This is a genomic window from Acinetobacter sp. V104_13, assembly GCF_031798995.1.
GTDB classification, from domain to species: Bacteria; Pseudomonadota; Gammaproteobacteria; order Pseudomonadales; family Moraxellaceae; genus Acinetobacter; species Acinetobacter pittii.
Window position 1 is genome coordinate 1 of record NZ_JAVQNP010000017.1, and the last position, 20,124, is coordinate 20,124.

Consider the following 20,124-nt stretch of genomic DNA (forward strand, 5'->3'; position numbering starts at 1 on the left):
GCATCCACGTGCATCGACCACACTTGAAGGCTTAAGCAAACTTAAACCTGTAGTTAAAGCAGATGGCACAGTCACTGCGGGTAATGCTTCAGGCATTAATGATGGTTCAGCAGCTCTACTGATTGCTTCTGATGAGGCAGTTCAAGCTTACAATCTAAAACCCCGTGCCAAGATCATTGCTTCAACAGCCGTAGGTGTAGAACCACGCATTATGGGCTTTGCTCCGGCACCAGCGATTAAGAAATTACTTAAACAAGCCAACCTGACTTTAGATCAGATGGATGTAATTGAGCTGAATGAAGCTTTTGCTGCACAAGCTTTGGCCGTGACCCGTGATTTAGGCTTGCCAGATGATAGCAACAAAGTAAATCCAAACGGTGGTGCAATTGCATTGGGTCATCCACTTGGTGCTTCAGGTGCACGTCTCGTGACTACAGCCTTAAACCAGCTTGAACAAACGGGTGGTCGTTATGCCTTGTGTTCAATGTGCATTGGTGTGGGTCAAGGCATTGCTTTGATTATTGAGAGAGTCTAATCATGAGCCAGTTATATGCCAGCTTGTTTTATCAAAAAGACGTCACTGACATCTTTAGTGACTCATCTTTAATCAAATACATGATTCAGGTTGAAGTTGCCTTAGCTCAAGCACAGGCACAAGTTGGTGTGATTCCTCAAAATGCGGCTAATACCATTGCCCAAGTAGCTGAGCAGGCATTAGATAAGTTTGATTTTTCAGCTTTGGCTGTCGCAACTGGCTTAGCTGGAAATATCGCAATTCCATTTGTAAAACAGCTTACAGCAATTGTTAAAGATGTTGATGAAGATGCTTCGCGTTATGTGCATTGGGGTGCAACAAGTCAGGATATTTTAGACACAGCTTGTATTTTGCAATGTCGTGATGCGTTGAACATTGTGGAAGGTCAACTTCAACAATGCTATGCGACTGCATTGCAGCAAGCTAAGCAATATCGCCATCAAGTCATGATTGGGCGTACATGGTTACAGCAAGCTTTGCCAATTACCTTGGGGCATAAACTTGCTCGTTGGGCTTCTGCGTTTAAACGTGATTTAGACCGTATCCAAGCCATGAAATCACGTGTACTGACTGCTCAGTTAGGTGGTGCTGTGGGTTCATTAGCTTCTTTGCAAGATCAAGGTTCACTTGTGGTTAATGCATTTGCGAAGCAACTGAATCTGACTGTACCGACAAGCACATGGCATGGTGAGCGTGATCGTATTGTAGAAATTGCAAGTGTGCTTGGCATGATTGTTGGGAATACGGGCAAGATGGCACGTGATTGGTCTCTTATGATGCAAACCGAAATTGCAGAATTGTTTGAACCCACTGCAAAGGGTCGTGGTGGTTCATCAACCATGCCGCATAAGCGTAATCCAGTTGCAGCAGCTTCAGTACTTGCCGCAGCAAATCGTGCACCAGCACTTATGTCTAGCATCTATCAAAGTATGGTGCAGGAACATGAGCGTAGCTTAGGTGCATGGCATGCAGAATGGTTAGCAGTTCCAGAAATCTTTCAGCTTTGTGCTGGAGCATTAAGTCGTACTGGTGAAGTTCTACAAGGTTTCGAAGTGAATGCTGAGCATATGCAACAGAACCTTGAGTGTACGAATGGATTGATTATGGCAGAAGCTGTAATGATGGCACTTGCTCCTAAAATTGGACGTTTAAATGCTCATCATTTAGTTGAAGCTGCATGTAAAACAGCGGTAGCACAAAACCAGCATTTGGTTGATGTTGTTAGCCAACTAGAAGAAGTGAAAGGACAGTTTAGCCAAGCAGAAATACGGGATATTTTCAAACCGGAAAACTATTTGGGCAATATTCAGCAACAGATTGATGCAGTTTTGCAAGAAGCACAAGGAGAGCCAAAGTGAAACAGACTATTAGCAATCGCCAAGGAAAACAACTAGCTGTTTATACCGACGGCTTAAAAGACGCTCCTGTGCTTGTATTCTCTAATTCATTAGGCACAGACCATGGTATGTGGCAGTCACAGATAAGTGAATTAAAAAGTAATTTCAATGTCATTACATACGACACACGTGGTCATGGTGAAAGTGATGTAATTAGTGACACCACATTGCAAAACTTAGCTGAAGATGTGGTTGATATTTTAAATGCCTTGAGTGTTGAAAAAGCTCATTTTTGTGGCATTTCAATGGGCGGAATTACAGGGCTTTGGTTGGGTATTCATCATCCAGAGCGCTTTTTAAGTATTACTGTTGCGAACTCGGCAGCCAAAATTGGTCAGGCGGAGGCTTGGTTGAGTCGTGCTGATTCTGTTGAACAGAATGGTTTAGCTGAGTTGGTAAAAACCACGCATACCCGCTGGTTTAGTGAAAACTTCGACTATCAACATAACGTGGTTGCACAAACGACGATTCAAAGTCTTGCAAACACACCGGCACAAGGTTATGCGAATGCATGTCGTGCTTTAGCGTATGCCGATTTAAGAGATGAAATTGCACAAATCCAAATTCCGGTACTGCTGGTTGCGGGAACAGAAGATCCGGTGACTACAGTAGCAGATGCTGAGTTTATGCAGCGCGCTATCAACAATAGTCAGATTGCTAAATTGGAAGCATCTCATCTTTCTAATATCGAGCAACCGCAAAGATTTACTCAGGAATTGACTAGGTTTATTCAGCAAATCTAATAGCTTAGTGATTTAAAAGGAATTGGCCTTAAGGAGGCAAATATGGCGTCTCAGGATTACGCTGCACCAAATAAAAGTATCGATGCTCAAGCATTAATCAATGATGCTCCACTCAGTAAGTATCAATGGATGATCGCAATCATCTGTTTCTTAATTATTTTTACTGATGGTATTGATACTGCTGCAATGGGTTTTATTGCACCAGCTTTGGCTCAGGACTGGGGTGTTGATCGCTCTCAGTTAGGCCCAGTGATGAGTGCTGCACTTGGTGGAATGATTATTGGAGCTTTGGTTTCTGGTCCGACAGCTGACCGTTTTGGTCGCAAAATCGTACTGGCTTTTTCGATGCTTGTATTTGGTGGGTTCACCTTGGCATCTGCTTATGCAACCAACTTAGATAGCCTTGTCGTTTTACGCTTTTTGACAGGTATTGGTTTGGGTGCAGCTATGCCAAATGCCACTACATTATTTTCTGAATACTGCCCAACACGTATTCGTTCATTACTCGTGACCTGTATGTTCTGTGGTTACAACTTAGGTATGGCAACAGGTGGTTTTATCAGTAGTTGGCTGATCCCGACTTATGGTTGGCACAGTCTGTTTTTACTTGGCGGCTGGTCACCTTTGATCTTAATGATTTTAGTGATTTTAGTTTTACCTGAGTCTTACCGCTTTTTAATTGTGAAAGGTAAGAACCCAGAGAAAGTACGCAAAATCTTAAATCATATTGCACCAGCTCAGATCCAAAATGCGACTGCATTTCACGTACCTGAAGAGAAAACCGAGACAGCTCAAAAGAAAAATGTCTTTGGAATTATGTTTTCTAAACCATATGCAAAAGGAACACTTTTGCTTTGGTTGACCTATTTCATGGGGCTCGTGGTTGTTTACTTACTTACAAGCTGGTTACCAACGCTTATGCGTGAAACAGGTGCCTCAATGGAGCGTGCTGCATTTATCGGTGGATTGTTCCAGTTTGGTGGTGTGGTAAGTGCTTTGTTTATTGGTTGGGCGATGGACAAATTCAACCCGAACCGAGTGATTGCTATTTTCTACTTTGCTGCAGGTCTATTTGCGATTGCTGTTGGTCAAAGCTTAGGAAATTCAACATTACTTGCAGTATTGGTGCTTTGTGCGGGTATCGCAATTAACGGTGCGCAATCTTCAATGCCTGCGTTAAGCGCTCGTTTCTATCCAACGCAGTGCCGTGCAACTGGCGTGTCTTGGATGACTGGTATTGGACGCTTCGGTGCGGTATTTGGTGCTTGGATTGGTGCTGTACTACTCGGCAATGATTGGTCGTTTACCGCCATTCTTAGTTTATTACTCATTCCAGCGACTGCTGCGGCTGTTGCTGTATTTGTTAAATCAATTGTTGCGCATACCGATGCAACTTAATAGAGGTCTATCACAATGAATGATGAACAACGCTATAAACAAGGCATTGAGGTGCGGACTGAAGTTTTGGGTGAAAAGCATGTTGGTCGGTCTTTGCAAAACTTAAATGACTTTAACCAAGATTTTCAAAATTTTATTAGCCGTTACGCATGGGGTGAGGTGTGGTCTCGTCCAGGCCTTCCACGTCATACACGTAGTTTAGTCACTATCGCAATTTTATTAGCGCTTGGTCGTGAAGATGAACTACGCATGCATTTACGTGCTTGCTTTAACAATGGCGTAACTAAAGAAGATTTAAAAGAGCTGATCTTACACAGTTCACTCTATGCAGGTTTACCTGCTGCAAATGCTGCAATGCATATGGCTGAAGAAGTCTTTAAAGAGTTGGGGATAGAGGTAAGCCCAATTGCAGCGAAAGAACAGGATTAAGGAGATAAAGATGTCACAACATAGCTGGGGTGCTTACGCCCAACGTAATACAGATGATCATCCACCAGCGTATACGCCAGGTTATAAAACAAGTGTATTACGTTCGCCAAAAAATGCATTGATCTCTATTAACGAGACTTTAACTGAGGTTACTGCACCGCATTTTTCTTCGAATCTGTTTGGTCCAAAAGATAACGATTTGATTTTGAACTATGCCAAAGATGGTTTGCCAATTGGTGAACGTGTCATTGTCCATGGCTATGTTCGTGACCAATTTGGTCGTCCTGTGAAAAATGCACTTCTAGAAGTATGGCAAGCCAATGCTTCTGGTCGTTATCGCCATCCAAACGACAAGTTTATTGGTGCAATGGATCCTAACTTTGGTGGTTGTGGTCGTACCTTAACTGATGAAAACGGTTTTTATATTTTCCGTACCATTAAACCGGGTCCGTACCCATGGCGTAACCGTATTAATGAATGGCGTCCTGCACATATTCATTTCTCTTTAATTGCTGATGGTTGGGCTCAGCGTCTGATTTCGCAGTTTTATTTTGAAGGCGATACGCTCATTGACACTTGCCCGATCTTAAAAACGATTCCTTCTGAAGATCAACGTCGTGCATTGATTGCACTAGAAGATAAAAACAACTTTATCGAAGCTGATAGCCGTTGTTACCGTTTTGACATCACTTTACGTGGCCGTCGAGCGACTTACTTCGAAAACGAATTGACTTAATCGGGAGCACGAGCATGAATAACTGGAATTTTCAGGAACTAAAAGAAACTCCATCTCAAACAGGTGGTCCTTATGTTCACATTGGCCTATTGCCACAACAAGCAAATATTGAAGTGTTCGAAAACAACTTTAATAACCAGTTAGTACAAGACCAAACCAAAGGCGAGCGTATTCGTCTTGAAGGCCAAGTGTTTGACGGATTGGGTTTACCGTTACGTGATGTGCTGATCGAAATTTGGCAGGCCGATGCGAACGGTATTTATCCAAGTCAGGCAGATACGCGTGAGCAAAAAGCTGATCCGGCCTTTCAAGGTTGGGGCCGTACAGGTGCCGATTTTGAAACAGGCGTTTGGAGTTTCAATACGATTAAACCGGGCGCGACAGCAGGCCGTAAAGGTTCAACTCAAGCACCTCATATTGCATTAGTCATTTTCGCTCGCGGTATTAACTTAGGTCTTCATACACGTGTTTATTTTGACGATGAAGCTGAGGCAAATACTAACGACCCAATTCTAAATAGCATTGAATGGGCACCACGTCGCCAAACACTTATTGCAAAACGTTTTGAAGAAAATGGTGAAGTTGTTTACCGCTTTGATATTCGCATTCAAGGCGATGACGAAACTGTATTTTTTGATATTTAAGAAACACTTAAGGCTACACCTGATTATTCAAGGATGCGTGTAGCCTTTTTAAGGATGAACGATATGAACATGAAAACATTATTAAGCCTCAGTTTGCTTGCACTCCCATTTTTTACAGCACAGGTGAATGCTGAACCTGTTGTTTTAGCCGTTCAAACACAACCTGCCGCTACAGCCGTTAAAACGATTGTTCCGATTACCGCAAAAACTAAAGAACAAGCATTGGCACAAGCTCAAGTTATTGCAAATACAGCAGATGCTGATTTGGCAGAGTTTCGTATCGATTTACTCAGTTTTGCGAGAGATACAAAACAAGTGATTGCTTTGGGGCATGAGTTAAAAAAGATTTTAGGCAATAAGCCAATGATCGCCACAATTCGTACCAAAAACGAGGGTGGCCAGCTTGAAATTAGTGATGTGGATTATGGTAAGACTTATCAGGCTTACTTAAAGAATCCGTTCATGGACTGGTTAGATGTTGAAATGTTCCGTGATCAAAAAGTAGTTTCAGAAATTGTTCAAAAAGCACATCAAAAGAAAGTGCTCGTTGTCATGTCTAATCATGACTTCCAAAAAACACCAAGCCAAGATGAAATTGAAAAACGCTTGTTAAAACAAGATCAAATGGGCGCAGATATTCTCAAAATTGCTGTAATGCCTAAATCTAAACAAGACGTTTTCACCTTAATGAACGCAACTTTAAAGGTAAGCCAGCAAACCACTAAACCTTTATTGACGATGTCAATGGGGCAATTAGGTACGATTTCTCGTGTTGCGACTGCCAACATGGGCGGAAGTTATAGCTTTGGCATGATTGGTCAGGCTTCTGCACCGGGTCAAATTGATGTGACCAAGCTCAAACAGATTTTACAAACCGTTCAACCAACAAACCCATAAATCATAAGGATATGATGAAATGACTACATTACGTTTAACTACTCTTGCATTAGGTTTGATGGTTTCAGGAGTATCGGCAGCACAAACTTATGTTGTTGATCGTTATCAAGACGATAGCAATAAAGGCTCTTTACGCTGGGCCATTGAACAAGCCAATGCAAACCCAAGCGAAGCTAGCGACATTTTAATTCAAGCAGTAGGCAAAGCACCTTATGCGATTAAATTAAACAGCGCACTTCCTGAAATTAAAGCTCCAGTTAAAATCATTGGTACACAGTGGGATAAAACTGGTGAATACATCGCGATAGATGGTTCAAACTATATTAAAGGCGAAGGTGCAAAAGCTTGTCCTGGTGCAAACCCTGAACAGTATGGCACCAATGTACGTACGATGACTTTACCGGGATTGGTACTACGTGACGTCAACAATGTCACTTTAAAAGGTTTAGACATTCATCGCTTCTGTATTGGGGTATTGATTAACCGCTCGAGCAATAACCTCATCCAACATAACCGTATTAGTAATAACTACGGCGGGGCTGGTGTCATGCTCACTGGTGATGATGGTCAAGGTAACCCAACCGCAACCACCACCAATAACAACAAAGTTTTAGACAATATTTTCCAAGACAATGGTGATGGTCTAGAACTGACACGTGGTGCTGCGTTTAACTTAATTGCGAATAACCATTTTGTTTCAACCAAAGCAAACCCAGAACCATCACAAGGTATTGAAATTTTGTGGGGTAATGATAATGCGGTAGTTGGTAATAAATTCGAAAACTATTCAGATGGCTTACAGATCAACTGGGGTAAGCGTAACTATATTGCCTACAACGAAATGACCAATAACTCGATTGGTTTCAACATGACGGGTGATGGCAATATTCTTGATAGCAATAAAGTACATGGTAATCGTATTGGTGTAGCCATCCGCTCTGAAAAAGATGCAAATGCAAAAATTACATTGACTAAAAACCTGATTTGGGACAATGGTAAAGATATTAAACGTTGCGAAGCTGGCGGTTCATGCGTACCAGATCAGCGTTTGGGTGCAATTGTATTTGCTGTGCCTGCACTTGAGCATGCAGGATTTGTAGGTTCTCGTGGTGGTGGTGTGGTTGTTGACCCATCGAAACAACAAAAAACATGTACTCAGCCAAATGAACAAGGCTGTAATGCTCAACCTAATCAGGGTATTAAAGCTCCTAAATTAACTGCAAATAAAGGTTCAGTTGCTTTAGAAGTCAATGGCTTGCCAAATCAACGCTATCAAGTTGAATTTTTTGGTAATCAAAATGCGGCATCAAAAGAAGCTGAGCAATATTTAGGAGCAATAACTGTTGCTACAGATGCACAAGGGATCGCAAAAGCAAATTGGAAACCGTCTGTAAAAGTTGCCTCAATTACAGCGAATATTACTGATCGTTTTGGCGCAACATCTGAGCTTGGTTTTACAAGTGTTAAATAACAATAAGGAAAGCGCCTCATATGAGGCGCAGCATAGAAATATAGAAATGATAAAAGGGACTTGAAATGCCAAATTTAATGAAATTGAGTGTGTTAACAATCGCTGTATTAGGTAGCCAATTTGCGCTCGCGAATGAGCCTTGGTCACAAGACCGTCAATGGTTGTTAGGCGACTGGAATGGAAAACGCCAGCAATTAGAGCAGCAGGGCTATAAATTTACAGCTTCTATTATGAGCCAAAGTGCCACAAATTTAGATGGTGGTTACAACGACAGCAATACTTTTGAAAATGCTGCACAACTTTCTTTAGGTGCAAACCTCGATTTAGAAAAAATTGCTGGGTGGAAAGATACAACAGTCAATTTAGTTGTGACCAAACGTGATGGTAATGCATTAACTCTCGAGCGTATTAAAGACCCACGTTCTAGCCAATTGGGCAATGCTCAAGAAATTTATGGTCGCGGTAAAATCTGGCGTTTATCCCAAGCATGGGTGAAGAAGGGCTTTATCGATAATACTGTACAGGTCAAATTTGGCCGTATGGGAATGTCAGAGGACTTTAACAGTTCTCAATGTGAATTTCAGAACTTATTGCTCTGCGGTGGGCAGTTAGGAAAATCAATCGGTTCAATTTGGTATAACTCACCAGTAGGTGTTTGGGCGACAAACGTTAAATATCAGTTTGCACCTGAATGGACTTTGGGATTAGGTGTGTATGAAGTAAATCCAGACAACATTAAAACCGAATCAAATAGTGATGGTTTTAATCTGGATATGAACAATGTGAAGGGTGCAACCATACCGGTTGAGCTGGCGTGGAAACCAAAACTTGATGCCTTTAATGGCTTGCCGGGAGAATATAAAGTAGGTGCACTGTATTCGACCGCAGAAGCCAATGATATTAAAACTGCAGGTAAAGTGCATGACGGAAAACAAAGCTTTTGGATTAATGCACAACAACAACTGACGAATAATGGCCAAGATCCGAAACGCGGTTTATATGTAAGTTTTAATGGCGTTGTAAATGATAAGGCAACAACTTTTGTTCAAAGTACGCAACAGCTTGCTCTTTGGTATAAGGGACCATTTGATAGCCGTCCAAATGATTCGATTGGTTTTGGTATAGCTAATTATGTAGTTAATGACCGTGCTAAAGATAAACAGATCGCAACAAATGAAAGTCGTGGATATTACAGCTATGATCCGATTGCATCTGACTATATTCCAATTCAAGACGACGAGTTAAATGTCGAGTTGAACTATACCTATCAATGGTCTCCGGCCGTCATGTTACGTCCAAACATTCAATATATTCATCAACCTGCTGGTGTAAAAGAAGTTGATGATGCTTGGGTGGCTGGTCTTAGTGTGAAAGTCAATTTTTAACAATATTGATGGCTGGTTAGACATAGTTTAACTGGCCCAAATGCTTGAACTATTCGGGTTCAGTATATGTGGAGTAGGATCTATGTCTGAGTCAGATTCTAAGTTTCATATCTTATTCAAAATATGGTGTTTTATATTAGGTCTAGTTTTATTGGCTACTGGTGTTTTTTACATCGTAGGTGGTGGAAAGCTAGTATCTCTTGGTGGTTCTTGGTATTTCCTTATAGCGGGATTATTTATCACCATTTCTGCAATTAGTATTTTCCGAAAAAAAGCGCTGGGTGTCTGGATTTTTGCGGCTATTTTTGTTGGTACCGTAATTTGGTCATTTGTTGATGCTGGATGGGAATTTTGGCCGTTATTTTCGCGCTTAATGTTTCCTGCTGGTCTTTTTGCTGCCTTGCTATTTACTTTACCTTCAATCCGACGTTACCAATTTCAAACGAGCTTGGCATCTTCATCCTATGCGGTAGGTGGATTAGTTGTTGTAGGTATGTTGATTGCGCTCTATCAAATGTTCCAACCGCATCCAACAGTGGCAAGTTCAGGTGAAAAACTACCTTTAGTACCAGTTGATCCTGCAAAAAAACAGGTAAATTGGGAAAATTATGGTAATGATGCAGGTGGTAGCCGCTTTGTTGCTCTCGATCAAATTAACCGAGATAACGTTCATAAATTAAAAGAAGCTTGGCGCTTTAGAACGGGCGACTTTACAACGGGTAGCGGTAATGGGGCTGAAGACCAAATGACTCCGCTACAAGTGGGAAATAAAGTGTTTTTATGTACACCACATAACAACATTTTTGCGATAGATGCCGACTCAGGCAAACAACTCTGGAAAGCTGAGGTGAACTCTACAGCTGATGCTTGGGAACGTTGCCGTGGTGTTGCATACTTTGATTCAACAAAACCGCTTGTACAACCAACTTTAGCTGGTGCAAATGCAGTAACTGCGGTTGCAACCAATACGGCATGTCCACGCCGTGTATATACCAATACACCTGATGGTCGTTTAATTGCAGTGAATGTAGATAACGGTCAGCGCTGTGCTGATTTTGGTGTAAATGGAACGGTTGATTTGCTAGAAGGTCTTGGCGCTGGAACAAAAGCTCCACGTTTTGAAGTGACTTCTGCACCGACTATTGCTGGAACAACTATTGTGGTGGGTAGCCGTATTGCCGACAACGTAGCCGCAGATATGCCGGGCGGTGTTATTCGTGGTTATGACGTGATTACGGGTAAACTTCGCTGGGCATTTGACCCGCGCAATCCAAACCCGAACTATGTTCTTAAACCGGGTGAAACCTATAAACGTAGTTCGGCAAACTCATGGGCTGCAATGTCATATGACCCGCAAATGAATACGGTGTTCTTACCTATGGGTAGTTCATCTGTCGATATTTGGGGGGGTAACCGTAATCCATTAGATCACAAATACAATACTTCTGTGTTAGCACTTGATGCGACAACAGGTAAAGAGAAGTGGGTATATCAAACTGTTCATAACGATTTATGGGACTTTGACTTACCAATGCAACCGAGTCTAGTCGACTTCCCATTAAAAGATGGTACGACTAAACCAGCTGTTGTGATTGGAACTAAATCAGGCCAATTCTTTGTTCTTGACCGTGTAACAGGTAAACCCCTGACTAAAGTGATTGAACAACCAGTGAAACCTGCCAATATTCCGGGTGAACAATACAGCTTAACTCAACCTCGTTCAGTTGAAATGCCTCAAATTGGTAATCAGACTTTAACTGAGTCAGATATGTGGGGCGCAACGCCGTTTGATCAACTGATGTGTCGTATTAACTTCAAGTCAATGCGTTACGAAGGCTTATTTACTGCACCAGGTACTGATGTTTCATTAAGCTTCCCAGGTTCGTTGGGTGGTATGAACTGGGGTAGCATCGCTTTTGACCCGACTCATCGTTATATGTTCGTGAACGATATGCGCCTTGGCTTATGGATTCAATTGATGGAGCAAACTCCTGAAGATATTAAGATTCAGGCGAATGGTGGAGAGAAAGTAAACACAGGTATGGGAGCTGTACCAATGAAAGGTACACCATATAAAGTGAATAAAAACCGCTTTATGTCGGCTCTAAGCATTCCTTGTCAAAAACCACCATTTGGCACCATGACTGCAATTGACATGAAAACTCGTCAAGTTGCATGGCAAGTACCATTAGGCACAGTTGAAGATACTGGGCCGATGGGTATTAAGATGGGCTTAAAGGCACCGATCGGTATGCCAACAATTGGCGGGCCGATGGCAACTCAAGGTGGCTTAGTTTTCTTTGCTGCAACACAAGATTACTACTTACGTGCATTTGATTCATCTACAGGTAAGGAACTGTGGAAATCACGCATGCCAGTAGGTAGCCAAGGAACACCAATAAGCTATGTTTCACCTAAAACAGGTAAACAGTATGTGGTTGTTACCGCAGGTGGAGCACGTCAATCACCTGATCATGGTGATTATGTGATCGCTTATAGCTTAGAACAATAATTAAGTAAGGCAAAAGAGAGTATTTCTCTTTTGCCTTACTCTTTAATATATTTTTTATATAAAAGAATAAAAGTAAATTCTATATTTTTAACTAGATAGCTTTACCAAATAGTAAAAAAGTGCTTGATGTTGTTGCTAAACTTGAAATAGTCTTATGGTCAATTCAGCCTGAACGCTAGATATAGCTTAACTATTGACCAGTTCCTTAGGATGTTTTACCTATAAATAAAACCTTAACTTTTATTAAGTTTTGTTTAACTTAACATTGTGAATTTTAATTAAAAATAAACATTATTAAGTTTTAAACATTGAAAATACGGTGTTTTTTGTTGGAAAAACGAGCTTAAATATATACTTATATTATATTTATATAATTTATTGGGTTGCGCTAGAATGGTCGACGCAGATTATTACTATCCAGTAATAATTTGTATTTCAGGAATTTAAGCTTTTATGGCTTAAGGCTCATCGAAAGATGGGCCTTTTTTTATGGGTGAAAGAAAATGTTTTTGTCTTACTCAATAGCCTAAGCAAAATTAAATAATGAATAAAATCACAAAAAATAGTCTTTAATGACAAGAAGTGTATGATTTGATAAATTAAAGCCACTTGATAATAATAGGTGATGTAATGAGATTTTTGGTTCTTGCAACTTTATCTGGTTTAGCTTTGATGGGTTGTGCTTCTGTTCAGCAAGCACCGAATACACAAGAGACAATTCGCTATGCTTCAAGCCCATGTTTTGGCGCATGTCCGATTTATTCTGTAGAAGTAACACCTACAGGTTTAATTCGCTTTGAAGGTAAACAATACACTAAGGCTATAGGCGTTAAAGAAATTCAAGGTAGCGTAAAAGATTATAAAAAACTTGCAGATGATCTAAAGACTTATCGCCCTGAAACAGGTACACAATCAAAAACTGCGGGTTGCCAGCAAACAGCGACCGACATGTCTAGCTATTACATTACTTGGATTCAACCTAATGGCACAGAAACTAAATTAAGCCATTACACAGGTTGTATCTCTCCAGCAAATAATAGATTGAATAAGGTTATGGAAAAGTTACCTGAACAATTAGGCATTAAAGATCTAATTTAATGACAAAAGCCCCAGAATCTTGGGGCTTTTTCTTGTTAAGAAGAATTATACACTTAAGAGTTTTATTTTAAGTATTTCTAAAAGAATCAGCGTATAATACAGATTATAAAAACATATATTGTTAAGAGTGGTTATATGTCAAATATTGTCTATGCCTTTTTTGGTGGTTTATTACTAGGCATCGCAACAGTTGGATATTTATATATAAATGGCCGTATAGCCGGAATCAGTGGTTTGCTTGCTCAAGTCATCAATCCTACTAAAGATACTTTTAAAAGTTCGGCATTCTGGTTTATTGCGGGACTCGTGATTACACCTTTCATCTATAGTTATTTTTATCAGCCTGAAATTGAAATTAAAGCTAATACATTTGCACTTATTTTAGCAGGTGTACTTGTAGGCTTTGGAACACGGTTAGGGTCGGGTTGTACAAGTGGCCATGGTATTTGTGGTATGAGCAGGTTATCAAAACGCTCGATGATAGCGACAGCAGTTTTTATGTTTGCTGGCATGTTAACGGTTTATATCATTCGTCATGTGATGGGGTAACCCTATGAAAAACTTTTTTGCTTTTTTATTTGGTAGCTTATTTTCATTAGGTTTGATGATTTCTGGTATGACTAATCCTGAAAAGGTATTAGGTTTTTTAGATATCTTTGGGCAGTGGGATATTAGCTTAATGTTTGTAATGTTAGGTGCTATTGCTGTGGCATTTATTCCATTTCAAAAGGCTATAAAAACTCCTAAAACACTCTTTAATGAACAAATTCAATTACCAACGAATACACAGATTGACCAAAGGTTAATTGTGGGTGCTTTTATTTTCGGTATAGGCTGGGGAATAGCAGGGATATGTCCAGCGCCCGCTTTAACTCTGATCGGATTAGGACATTTTGAAGCGCTTTATTTTATTGTCGCAATGTTATTAGGAATGTTTATTTACCGAATTTTAAATAAAGGAAATTAAGCCTATGCAACAACCTCTAGTAAAAGATTTTTTTGATGAAAACACTAATACTTTTAGCTATGTTGTTGCGGATTTAGCGACTCTTCAATGCGCTATTATTGATAGCGTGCTTGATTATGATGCCGCATCGGCCACTACAAAAACAACCAATGCTGATCTGATCGTCGATTATGTCTTGGCGCAAAACTTCAAAGTACAATGGATTTTAGAAACCCATGTACATGCGGACCATATGACTGCGGCTCAATATTTAAAATCTAAATTGGGCGGTACAATTGCGATTAGTCAAAAAATCTCGGTAGTACAAGAAACTTTTGCAGCTATCTATAATTTTGATTTTAAGAAATTCAATGAAAATCAGCCATTTGATTATTTGTTTGAAGATTATGAACATTTCAAAATAGGGGAGATAGAAGCCTATAACATTCCTACACCAGGGCATACGCCAGCTTGCTTAAGCTATGTGATTGCCGATGCTGTTTTTGTAGGTGATACCTTATTTATGCCCGATTATGGCTCAGCAAGATGCGACTTTCCTAAAGGAAGTGCTGCTGAGCTTTATGATTCGGTACAAAAACTTTATACACTTCCCGACGACATGCGTATGTTTTTATGCCATGACTATAAGCCTGAAGGCCGTGATGAATATATCTGTCAAACAGATATAAAAACTCAAAAGCAAAGCAATATTCATTTAAATCGACGAGTTTCTAAAGAATCATTCATCAAAATGCGTCAAGAAAGAGATGCTACTTTGGCAATGCCAAAATTAATTCTCCCTTCAATTCAAATTAATATGAATGGTGGAAATTTTCCGGAACCTGAAGCGAATGGTATTCGCTATTTGAAAATCCCTTTCAATTACTTTTAGAAATAGCCTAAGCATTCATTTGGGAACGTTCAATCTATTCAAATAGCCTAAGCAAACAATAAAATTAACCCTATGAAATAGCCTAAGCAAGATTTAAAGAACTTGTCTTAAATCCCGCGAAGTCTCTTGCAATAAAGGCAGAATATGTTGAATTAAATATTCTTCAGTTGTTTTCATAGTTGGAGAAACAATATTTAAAGCTGCAACCACTTTAAAGTCTTGTCCATAAATTGGTACGGCGAGCGCATGAACTCCTAATTCGTGTTCTTCACGCGAATAACACCAATCTTGTTCTCGAATCTCTTGTAGTAACTCTAGAAATTTATCATTTTCGACATGCGTATATTTAGTTAAACGCTGAAGAGGATATTTTTGGAGCCAGTCCAATTGTTCTTGTTGGCTTAAATGTGCCAGTAAAATTTTACCCGCAGATGTCGCATGAGCAGGTAAGCGGTTACCCAAGTGTAAGCCGTATGGATTTACACGGTCAGTTTGTTGGTGGGCCGCACTACGAGCAATGGTAATGGCTTCATAACCATCAAGTACCATCACCGAATAAATGAGAGAAGTTTGGTTAGTTAGAAGATTTAATAAAGGTTGAGATACTTTTGGAAGCTGAGCTGCACCTAAATAAGCTCCTGAAAATTTAAGAACTTTCGGAGTTAAATAGTAATAGTGACCATCTGACTCAAGATAACCTAAATATTCTAAAGTTAATAAATGACGTCTTGCTGCTGCTCGGGTAAGCCCAGTTTTTTCAGCAGCCATAGAAATGTTTAAACGATGTTGATTACTACTAAAGCTATCTAAAATCGCCATGCCTTTACCAATACCAGCAATGTAATCTTCATGACGAATCGTTTTTTTGTTGTCCTGATTCTGGATTATCCGTTCATCTTTACTCATTACTGATCCTTGTACGATAGAAGCTTAGTAGATCAATTTGCTTTACTGAAAAAGTTTAATAATTTCATGTCGCAGAAATTGATGTCTTAAATTATCCCTTAAATCTTCGTGCCAAAACATACCCATTTTAATATTGGTTATCTCAAAAGGCAGAGAATGTAAGCAAATTTTATGACTATAAGACAAATGCTGCAAAATCATTCGAGGCATGGTGAGTATTGCGTCGGCTTGGGCTCCTAAAACTTGTAACGCCGTTGAATAGTTTTGACAGCGCATAAATACATTTCTTGAAATTTTTTGGTGTTGGTTTAAATAAATATCTTCAAGTAAAGCGCCCGTACGGCGTGACGAAACACCAATGTGCCGACCACTGATATAACTAGCTAAATCGACTTCTTTAAGTTGGCTGCAAATGACAAACTCATCTGTTACCAAATGATCAAAGGTAATTTTGGGAGATAAGTATTGTTCTAGGTCAATCACGAAATCGAGCTGTTGTGTCGCCAAGTCCGCCATAATATGTTTTCGATCTAGCTTCATACTCACAAACTGTAAATCTAAATTAAGATTTTGAAAATGTTGAGCAAGCTTTGGAAGAATAATCGGCTCAATTTCATCATGCACGGCGATTTTTAAGTTTTTTAAGCTTATTGGATCAAAGACATGTTTTTGCTGGTTAATATTTTGAATGGTTAAAAGTGCTTGCTTAACAGTTGGATAAATCTGTTCTGCAAAAGGAGTGGCAGACATTTTATTGCCTACACGTATAAATACATCATCTTCAAGTTGCTGGCGTAAACGCTGCAAAGCATGACTTGCTGCTGACTGCGTAATATTGAGACTACTTGCAGCATTCGAAATACTTTTTTGCTCATAAATCGCGATAAAAAGCGGATATAAATTGATATCAATTCGGTGGAAAAAACTTAGGTCTAGACTATGTAAGTTATGAATATTATTCATGAGGTGTTATTTAATAAAATCATTTCATTCATATTAAGTTTCAAGTTATGTTGATGTAAAGACCAGATAATGATGTAAAGGAAAAAAGAATGTTTGAACTTTCAAAGAAAGCTCAAGATTTTGCTGAGCGAACAAGAAAATTTATTTTAGAAGAAATAGAACCTGTCGAAGCAAAATTTTGGGAAGAGGTTCATGAGCTAAATCCAGATGGGAACTGGAAAAAATGGCAGTGGCCTGAACTGTTAGAAACTCTGAAAACTAAAGCTAAACAAGCTGGTCTTTGGAATATGTTTTTACCCGATGAAAAACTCGGTGCAGGGTTATCAGTTCAAGAATATGCGCATATTGCTGAATTGACTGGCCGTAGCTTATTGGCACCTACCGTTTTTAACTGTAATGCACCAGATACAGGAAATATGGAATTGTTATGGCGCTATGGCAGTGAACAGCAAAAACAGCAATGGTTACAGCCTTTATTGGATGGAAAAATTCGTTCGGTTTTTTGTATGACTGAACCCGATGTTGCGTCAAGCGATGCAACCAATATGCAAGCGACTGCGCTCATCGATGGTAATGAAATTGTTTTAAATGGCAAAAAGTGGTGGTCGTCTGGTTTAGGTGACCCAAATGCTAAAGTCATTATTTTTATGGCACATACACCAGATGAAACCAAAGACCGCCATCATCAACACTCTATGGTTTTAGTACCGATTGATACCGCAGGTGTGGAAATTCAACGGATGTTACCTGTGTTTGGTGACTATGATGCACCGCATGGACATGGTGAGGTTCACTTTAATAATGTTCGAGTGCCTCTTGAAAACTTTATTGGTGGAGCGGGCCAAGGTTTTGAAATTGCACAAGGGCGTTTAGGGCCAGGGCGTATTCATCATTGCATGCGCTGTATTGGAGCTGCAGAAAAAGCACTTGAACTGATGATTGATAGAGGTATGTCTAGAACGGCGTTTGGCAAAGAAATTTTAAAACTCGGCGGAAACCTCGAACGTGTAGCCGATGCGCGAGTCGCCATAGATCAAGCTAGACTTTTAACCTTGTATGCTGCCTATAAAATGGATACTTTAGGAAATATGGCTGCTTTAACAGAAATATCTGCAATTAAAGTAGTGGCTCCGAGCGTTTTAGAAAAAGTAGTCGACATGGCAATTCAGCTACATGGCGGTGCAGGCGTTTCAAGAGATACACCCTTAACTGGTTTCTTTGCTCAAGCACGCAGTTTACGTTTAGCTGATGGCCCAGATGAAGTACATAAAGGCATGATTGCCAAATTAGAGTTAGCCAAACGTGGTTATGGTCGTCATAAGAAAGTATAAGTTTAAAGGAAGTGAATATGTCGGTAATTGATGTAGGCGGTGAAGTACGTGAAGGTGAAGAACTTGATATTGGGGCAGTTGAAAACTGGTTAAAAAACCAAGGTGTTGAGTTGGTTGGTCCAGCAGTCGTTACTCAATATACGGGCGGGGCGTCGAATTGGACTTATCGTTTAAAATATGAAAATACCGATTTAATTTTGCGACGTCCTCCAAAAGGAACAAAAGCGAAGTCAGCCCACGATATGGCCCGTGAATATATGGTGCAGAAAAATCTTGCGCCTTATTATCCAGTGCTTCCTAAAATGGTTGCACTTTGTCAGGATGAATCGGTCATTGGCTGTGATTTTTATGTCATGGAACGCATTGAAGGTATTATTCCTCGTGCAAAATTACCGCCTGAGCTTGGCTTTAATGAAGAAGATGTTCATGAGCTTTGTGTAAATGTTATTGATAAGCTCATTGAGTTACATCAAGTTCCTTATGAAAATACCCCTTTAGCTGAACTAGGTAAAGGTACAGGATATTGCCGTAGACAAGTTGAAGGTTGGGATAAGCGTTATGAGAAAGTCCGTACAATCAACGTTCCTTCATTTAAATATGTCCGAAAATGGCTAAACGATAATATCCCTCAAGACTCTACGACTTGCATTATTCATAATGATTGGCGTTTTGATAATGTGATTTTAGATCCAGAGCGTCCAACAGAAGCGATTGGAGTGTTGGATTGGGAAATGGCGACCTTGGGTGATCCATTAATGGATTTAGGTAGCGCTTTGGCATATTGGGTTGAGCCAACAGATAATATGATTTTTAGATCAACACGCCGTCAGCCGACTCACTTAAAGGGAATGTTCTCTCGCAAAGAAGTCGTTGAATATTATTTGCAAAAAACAGGTCTGGAGCCTCAAAACTGGGCTTTTTATGAAGTCTTCGGTGTATTCCGTTTAGCCGTGATTGCCCAGCAAATCTATTATCGTTATTACCACAAGCAAACCCGAAATCCTGCTTTTAAAGATTTCTGGATTGTCATTCATGCGCTACATATTCGAGCTTTAAAACTTATCGCACAGCAAAAATTGCAAAAATCAGAATTTGCTCAGCAATCTCTACAGAAAATACAGGGTATTTTAAGAAGATGACCACAATTTATCTGGTAAGACATGGTCAGGCATCATTTGGTAAAAGTAATTATGACGAGTTGTCTGAAAATGGTGAAGCTCAAGCGACTTTATTAGGCCAATATTTTAAGCAAATATTAAAAGAACAACCGTATGTGGTTGCAGGAACTATGCAGCGCCACGAGCAAACTGCAAAGCTCGCACTCAATGAATGCTTTCCAGATGCGATGATTCATCATAATAATTTATGGAATGAGTTTAATCATCAGCAGGTTTTTGCCCGTTATGAACCGCGTTTTGAACAGCCTGAACTGTTAAAAGCTGACGTAGCACAAGAACAGAATCCACGCGCATATCTTGCCAAAATATTTGAAGGTGCAATTGGACGATGGACAGATGGTGACTTTCATCATGAATATGATGAGTCTTGGCCACACTTTAAAGAAAGAGTCGAAACAGCATTGCAGCAACTTTGTGATGAGTTAGCAAAAACCAAACCTCGTTACGCAGTTGTTTTTACCTCTGGTGGTGTGATTTCGGTAGCAATTGGTAAGCTGCTTGAACTCAGTCCTAATCGAACTTTTGCGTTGAATTGGGCAATCGCGAATACAAGTCTCACGACTTTGCGTTTGGTTGGAAATGAAGCTCAGGTTTTAAGTTTAAATGAACATCATTTTATAAAAGCTGAGTGTCCAGATTTACTGACATGGATTTAAAAATAAG

At 39.9% G+C, this 20,124-nt stretch carries 20 protein-coding genes; 18 read left to right on the forward strand and 2 right to left on the reverse strand.

The window, feature by feature from the left end:
- From RMB06_RS04155 to RMB06_RS04225, 15 genes are all read left to right on the forward strand, one after another.
- Positions 1–535 (forward strand): acetyl-CoA C-acyltransferase (locus RMB06_RS04155; protein WP_311078490.1); only part of this gene is annotated, 535 nt, incomplete at its 5' end.
- Between the two features lie 2 nt (positions 536–537).
- Positions 538–1,893 carry a 3-carboxy-cis,cis-muconate cycloisomerase gene (locus RMB06_RS04160; RefSeq protein WP_311078491.1) on the forward strand — a complete coding sequence of 452 codons (1,356 nt, stop codon included), beginning with the start codon at positions 538–540 and terminating at the stop codon, positions 1,891–1,893.
- Positions 1,890–2,675 (forward strand): 3-oxoadipate enol-lactonase, encoded by a 786-nt coding sequence (pcaD, locus tag RMB06_RS04165; RefSeq protein WP_068614452.1) that lies wholly within the window; start codon positions 1,890–1,892, stop codon positions 2,673–2,675. Before RMB06_RS04160 ends, pcaD begins: the two co-directional genes overlap by 4 nt.
- A gap of 42 nt (positions 2,676–2,717) precedes the next feature.
- A complete protein-coding gene (locus RMB06_RS04170; protein WP_032006318.1) occupies positions 2,718–4,073 on the forward strand; it encodes an MFS transporter in 1,356 nt (451 codons plus the stop codon).
- Positions 4,074–4,088: 15 nt separating this feature from the next.
- A complete protein-coding gene (gene pcaC, locus RMB06_RS04175; protein ID WP_057084872.1) occupies positions 4,089–4,502 on the forward strand; it encodes a 4-carboxymuconolactone decarboxylase in 414 nt (137 codons plus the stop codon).
- Positions 4,503–4,512: 10 nt separating this feature from the next.
- Positions 4,513–5,238: a protocatechuate 3,4-dioxygenase subunit beta gene (gene pcaH, locus RMB06_RS04180; protein WP_000077913.1), complete on the forward strand. Its 726-nt coding sequence runs from the start codon at positions 4,513–4,515 to the stop codon at positions 5,236–5,238.
- Between the two features lie 14 nt (positions 5,239–5,252).
- Positions 5,253–5,882, forward strand: a complete 630-nt coding sequence (pcaG, locus tag RMB06_RS04185; protein ID WP_087400735.1) for a protocatechuate 3,4-dioxygenase subunit alpha — start codon at positions 5,253–5,255, stop codon at positions 5,880–5,882.
- Positions 5,883–5,951: 69 nt separating this feature from the next.
- Complete coding sequence (aroD, locus tag RMB06_RS04190; protein ID WP_304397921.1) at positions 5,952–6,779, forward strand: type I 3-dehydroquinate dehydratase; 828 nt, start codon at positions 5,952–5,954, stop codon at positions 6,777–6,779.
- Positions 6,780–6,798: 19 nt separating this feature from the next.
- Positions 6,799–8,250 (forward strand): nitrous oxide reductase family maturation protein NosD, encoded by a 1,452-nt coding sequence (locus RMB06_RS04195; protein ID WP_057062303.1) that lies wholly within the window; start codon positions 6,799–6,801, stop codon positions 8,248–8,250.
- Between the two features lie 65 nt (positions 8,251–8,315).
- Positions 8,316–9,635, forward strand: coding sequence for a carbohydrate porin (locus tag RMB06_RS04200; protein ID WP_311078497.1), 1,320 nt, complete (start codon positions 8,316–8,318; stop codon positions 9,633–9,635).
- A gap of 82 nt (positions 9,636–9,717) precedes the next feature.
- On the forward strand, positions 9,718–12,147 hold the full coding sequence (locus RMB06_RS04205; RefSeq protein ID WP_311078498.1) for a glucose/quinate/shikimate family membrane-bound PQQ-dependent dehydrogenase: 2,430 nt from the start codon (positions 9,718–9,720) through the stop codon (positions 12,145–12,147).
- A 639-nt stretch (positions 12,148–12,786) separates the two neighbouring features.
- A complete protein-coding gene (locus RMB06_RS04210; protein WP_014206923.1) occupies positions 12,787–13,245 on the forward strand; it encodes a DUF6438 domain-containing protein in 459 nt (152 codons plus the stop codon).
- A gap of 135 nt (positions 13,246–13,380) precedes the next feature.
- Positions 13,381–13,794, forward strand: a complete 414-nt coding sequence (locus RMB06_RS04215) for a YeeE/YedE family protein (protein WP_174724698.1) — start codon at positions 13,381–13,383, stop codon at positions 13,792–13,794.
- 4 nt (positions 13,795–13,798) lie between these two features.
- Positions 13,799–14,212 (forward strand): DUF6691 family protein, encoded by a 414-nt coding sequence (locus RMB06_RS04220; protein ID WP_126645630.1) that lies wholly within the window; start codon positions 13,799–13,801, stop codon positions 14,210–14,212.
- Positions 14,213–14,216: 4 nt separating this feature from the next.
- Positions 14,217–15,083: an MBL fold metallo-hydrolase gene (locus RMB06_RS04225; protein ID WP_311078499.1), complete on the forward strand. Its 867-nt coding sequence runs from the start codon at positions 14,217–14,219 to the stop codon at positions 15,081–15,083.
- A 93-nt stretch (positions 15,084–15,176) separates the two neighbouring features.
- Here the strand turns inward: RMB06_RS04225 and pcaU are convergent, their stop codons facing one another.
- Both pcaU and RMB06_RS04235 read right to left on the reverse strand, forming a co-directional pair.
- Entirely contained in the window at positions 15,177–15,989 is an 813-nt protein-coding gene (gene pcaU, locus RMB06_RS04230) for an IclR family transcriptional regulator PcaU (RefSeq protein WP_032038506.1), read from the reverse strand.
- Positions 15,990–16,031: 42 nt separating this feature from the next.
- Entirely contained in the window at positions 16,032–16,952 is a 921-nt protein-coding gene (locus RMB06_RS04235; protein WP_311078500.1) for a LysR family transcriptional regulator, read from the reverse strand.
- A gap of 89 nt (positions 16,953–17,041) precedes the next feature.
- On the opposite strand from RMB06_RS04235, the gene RMB06_RS04240 reads away from it, so the two are divergent.
- From RMB06_RS04240 to RMB06_RS04250, 3 genes are read left to right on the forward strand one after another with little or no spacing between them, the layout of a single operon-like run.
- A complete protein-coding gene (locus RMB06_RS04240; RefSeq protein ID WP_069140573.1) occupies positions 17,042–18,283 on the forward strand; it encodes an acyl-CoA dehydrogenase family protein in 1,242 nt (413 codons plus the stop codon).
- A gap of 17 nt (positions 18,284–18,300) precedes the next feature.
- Positions 18,301–19,422 (forward strand): phosphotransferase family protein, encoded by a 1,122-nt coding sequence (locus RMB06_RS04245; RefSeq protein ID WP_069140572.1) that lies wholly within the window; start codon positions 18,301–18,303, stop codon positions 19,420–19,422.
- Positions 19,419–20,117, forward strand: a complete 699-nt coding sequence (locus RMB06_RS04250) for a histidine phosphatase family protein (protein WP_069140570.1) — start codon at positions 19,419–19,421, stop codon at positions 20,115–20,117. Before RMB06_RS04245 ends, RMB06_RS04250 begins: the two co-directional genes overlap by 4 nt.
- Positions 20,118–20,124: the final 7 nt, after the last annotated feature.

Bases quoted from the DNA above. Each gene is read 5' to 3' on its own strand.
- RMB06_RS04160 (WP_311078491.1), top strand. From the start codon at position 538: ATGAGCCAGTTATATGCCAGCTTGTTTTATCAAAAAGACGTCACTGAC.
- RMB06_RS04170 (WP_032006318.1), top strand. From the start codon at position 2,718: ATGGCGTCTCAGGATTACGCTGCACCAAATAAAAGTATCGATGCTCAA.
- pcaC (WP_057084872.1), top strand. From the start codon at position 4,089: ATGAATGATGAACAACGCTATAAACAAGGCATTGAGGTGCGGACTGAA.
- pcaH (WP_000077913.1), top strand. From the start codon at position 4,513: ATGTCACAACATAGCTGGGGTGCTTACGCCCAACGTAATACAGATGAT.
- pcaG (WP_087400735.1), top strand. From the start codon at position 5,253: ATGAATAACTGGAATTTTCAGGAACTAAAAGAAACTCCATCTCAAACA.
- aroD (WP_304397921.1), top strand. From the start codon at position 5,952: ATGAAAACATTATTAAGCCTCAGTTTGCTTGCACTCCCATTTTTTACA.
- RMB06_RS04195 (WP_057062303.1), top strand. From the start codon at position 6,799: ATGACTACATTACGTTTAACTACTCTTGCATTAGGTTTGATGGTTTCA.
- RMB06_RS04200 (WP_311078497.1), top strand. From the start codon at position 8,316: ATGCCAAATTTAATGAAATTGAGTGTGTTAACAATCGCTGTATTAGGT.
- RMB06_RS04205 (WP_311078498.1), top strand. From the start codon at position 9,718: ATGTCTGAGTCAGATTCTAAGTTTCATATCTTATTCAAAATATGGTGT.
- RMB06_RS04215 (WP_174724698.1), top strand. From the start codon at position 13,381: ATGTCAAATATTGTCTATGCCTTTTTTGGTGGTTTATTACTAGGCATC.
- RMB06_RS04220 (WP_126645630.1), top strand. From the start codon at position 13,799: ATGAAAAACTTTTTTGCTTTTTTATTTGGTAGCTTATTTTCATTAGGT.
- RMB06_RS04225 (WP_311078499.1), top strand. From the start codon at position 14,217: ATGCAACAACCTCTAGTAAAAGATTTTTTTGATGAAAACACTAATACT.
- pcaU (WP_032038506.1), bottom strand. From the start codon at position 15,989: ATGAGTAAAGATGAACGGATAATCCAGAATCAGGACAACAAAAAAACG.
- RMB06_RS04235 (WP_311078500.1), bottom strand. From the start codon at position 16,952: ATGAATAATATTCATAACTTACATAGTCTAGACCTAAGTTTTTTCCAC.
- RMB06_RS04240 (WP_069140573.1), top strand. From the start codon at position 17,042: ATGTTTGAACTTTCAAAGAAAGCTCAAGATTTTGCTGAGCGAACAAGA.
- RMB06_RS04245 (WP_069140572.1), top strand. From the start codon at position 18,301: ATGTCGGTAATTGATGTAGGCGGTGAAGTACGTGAAGGTGAAGAACTT.
- RMB06_RS04250 (WP_069140570.1), top strand. From the start codon at position 19,419: ATGACCACAATTTATCTGGTAAGACATGGTCAGGCATCATTTGGTAAA.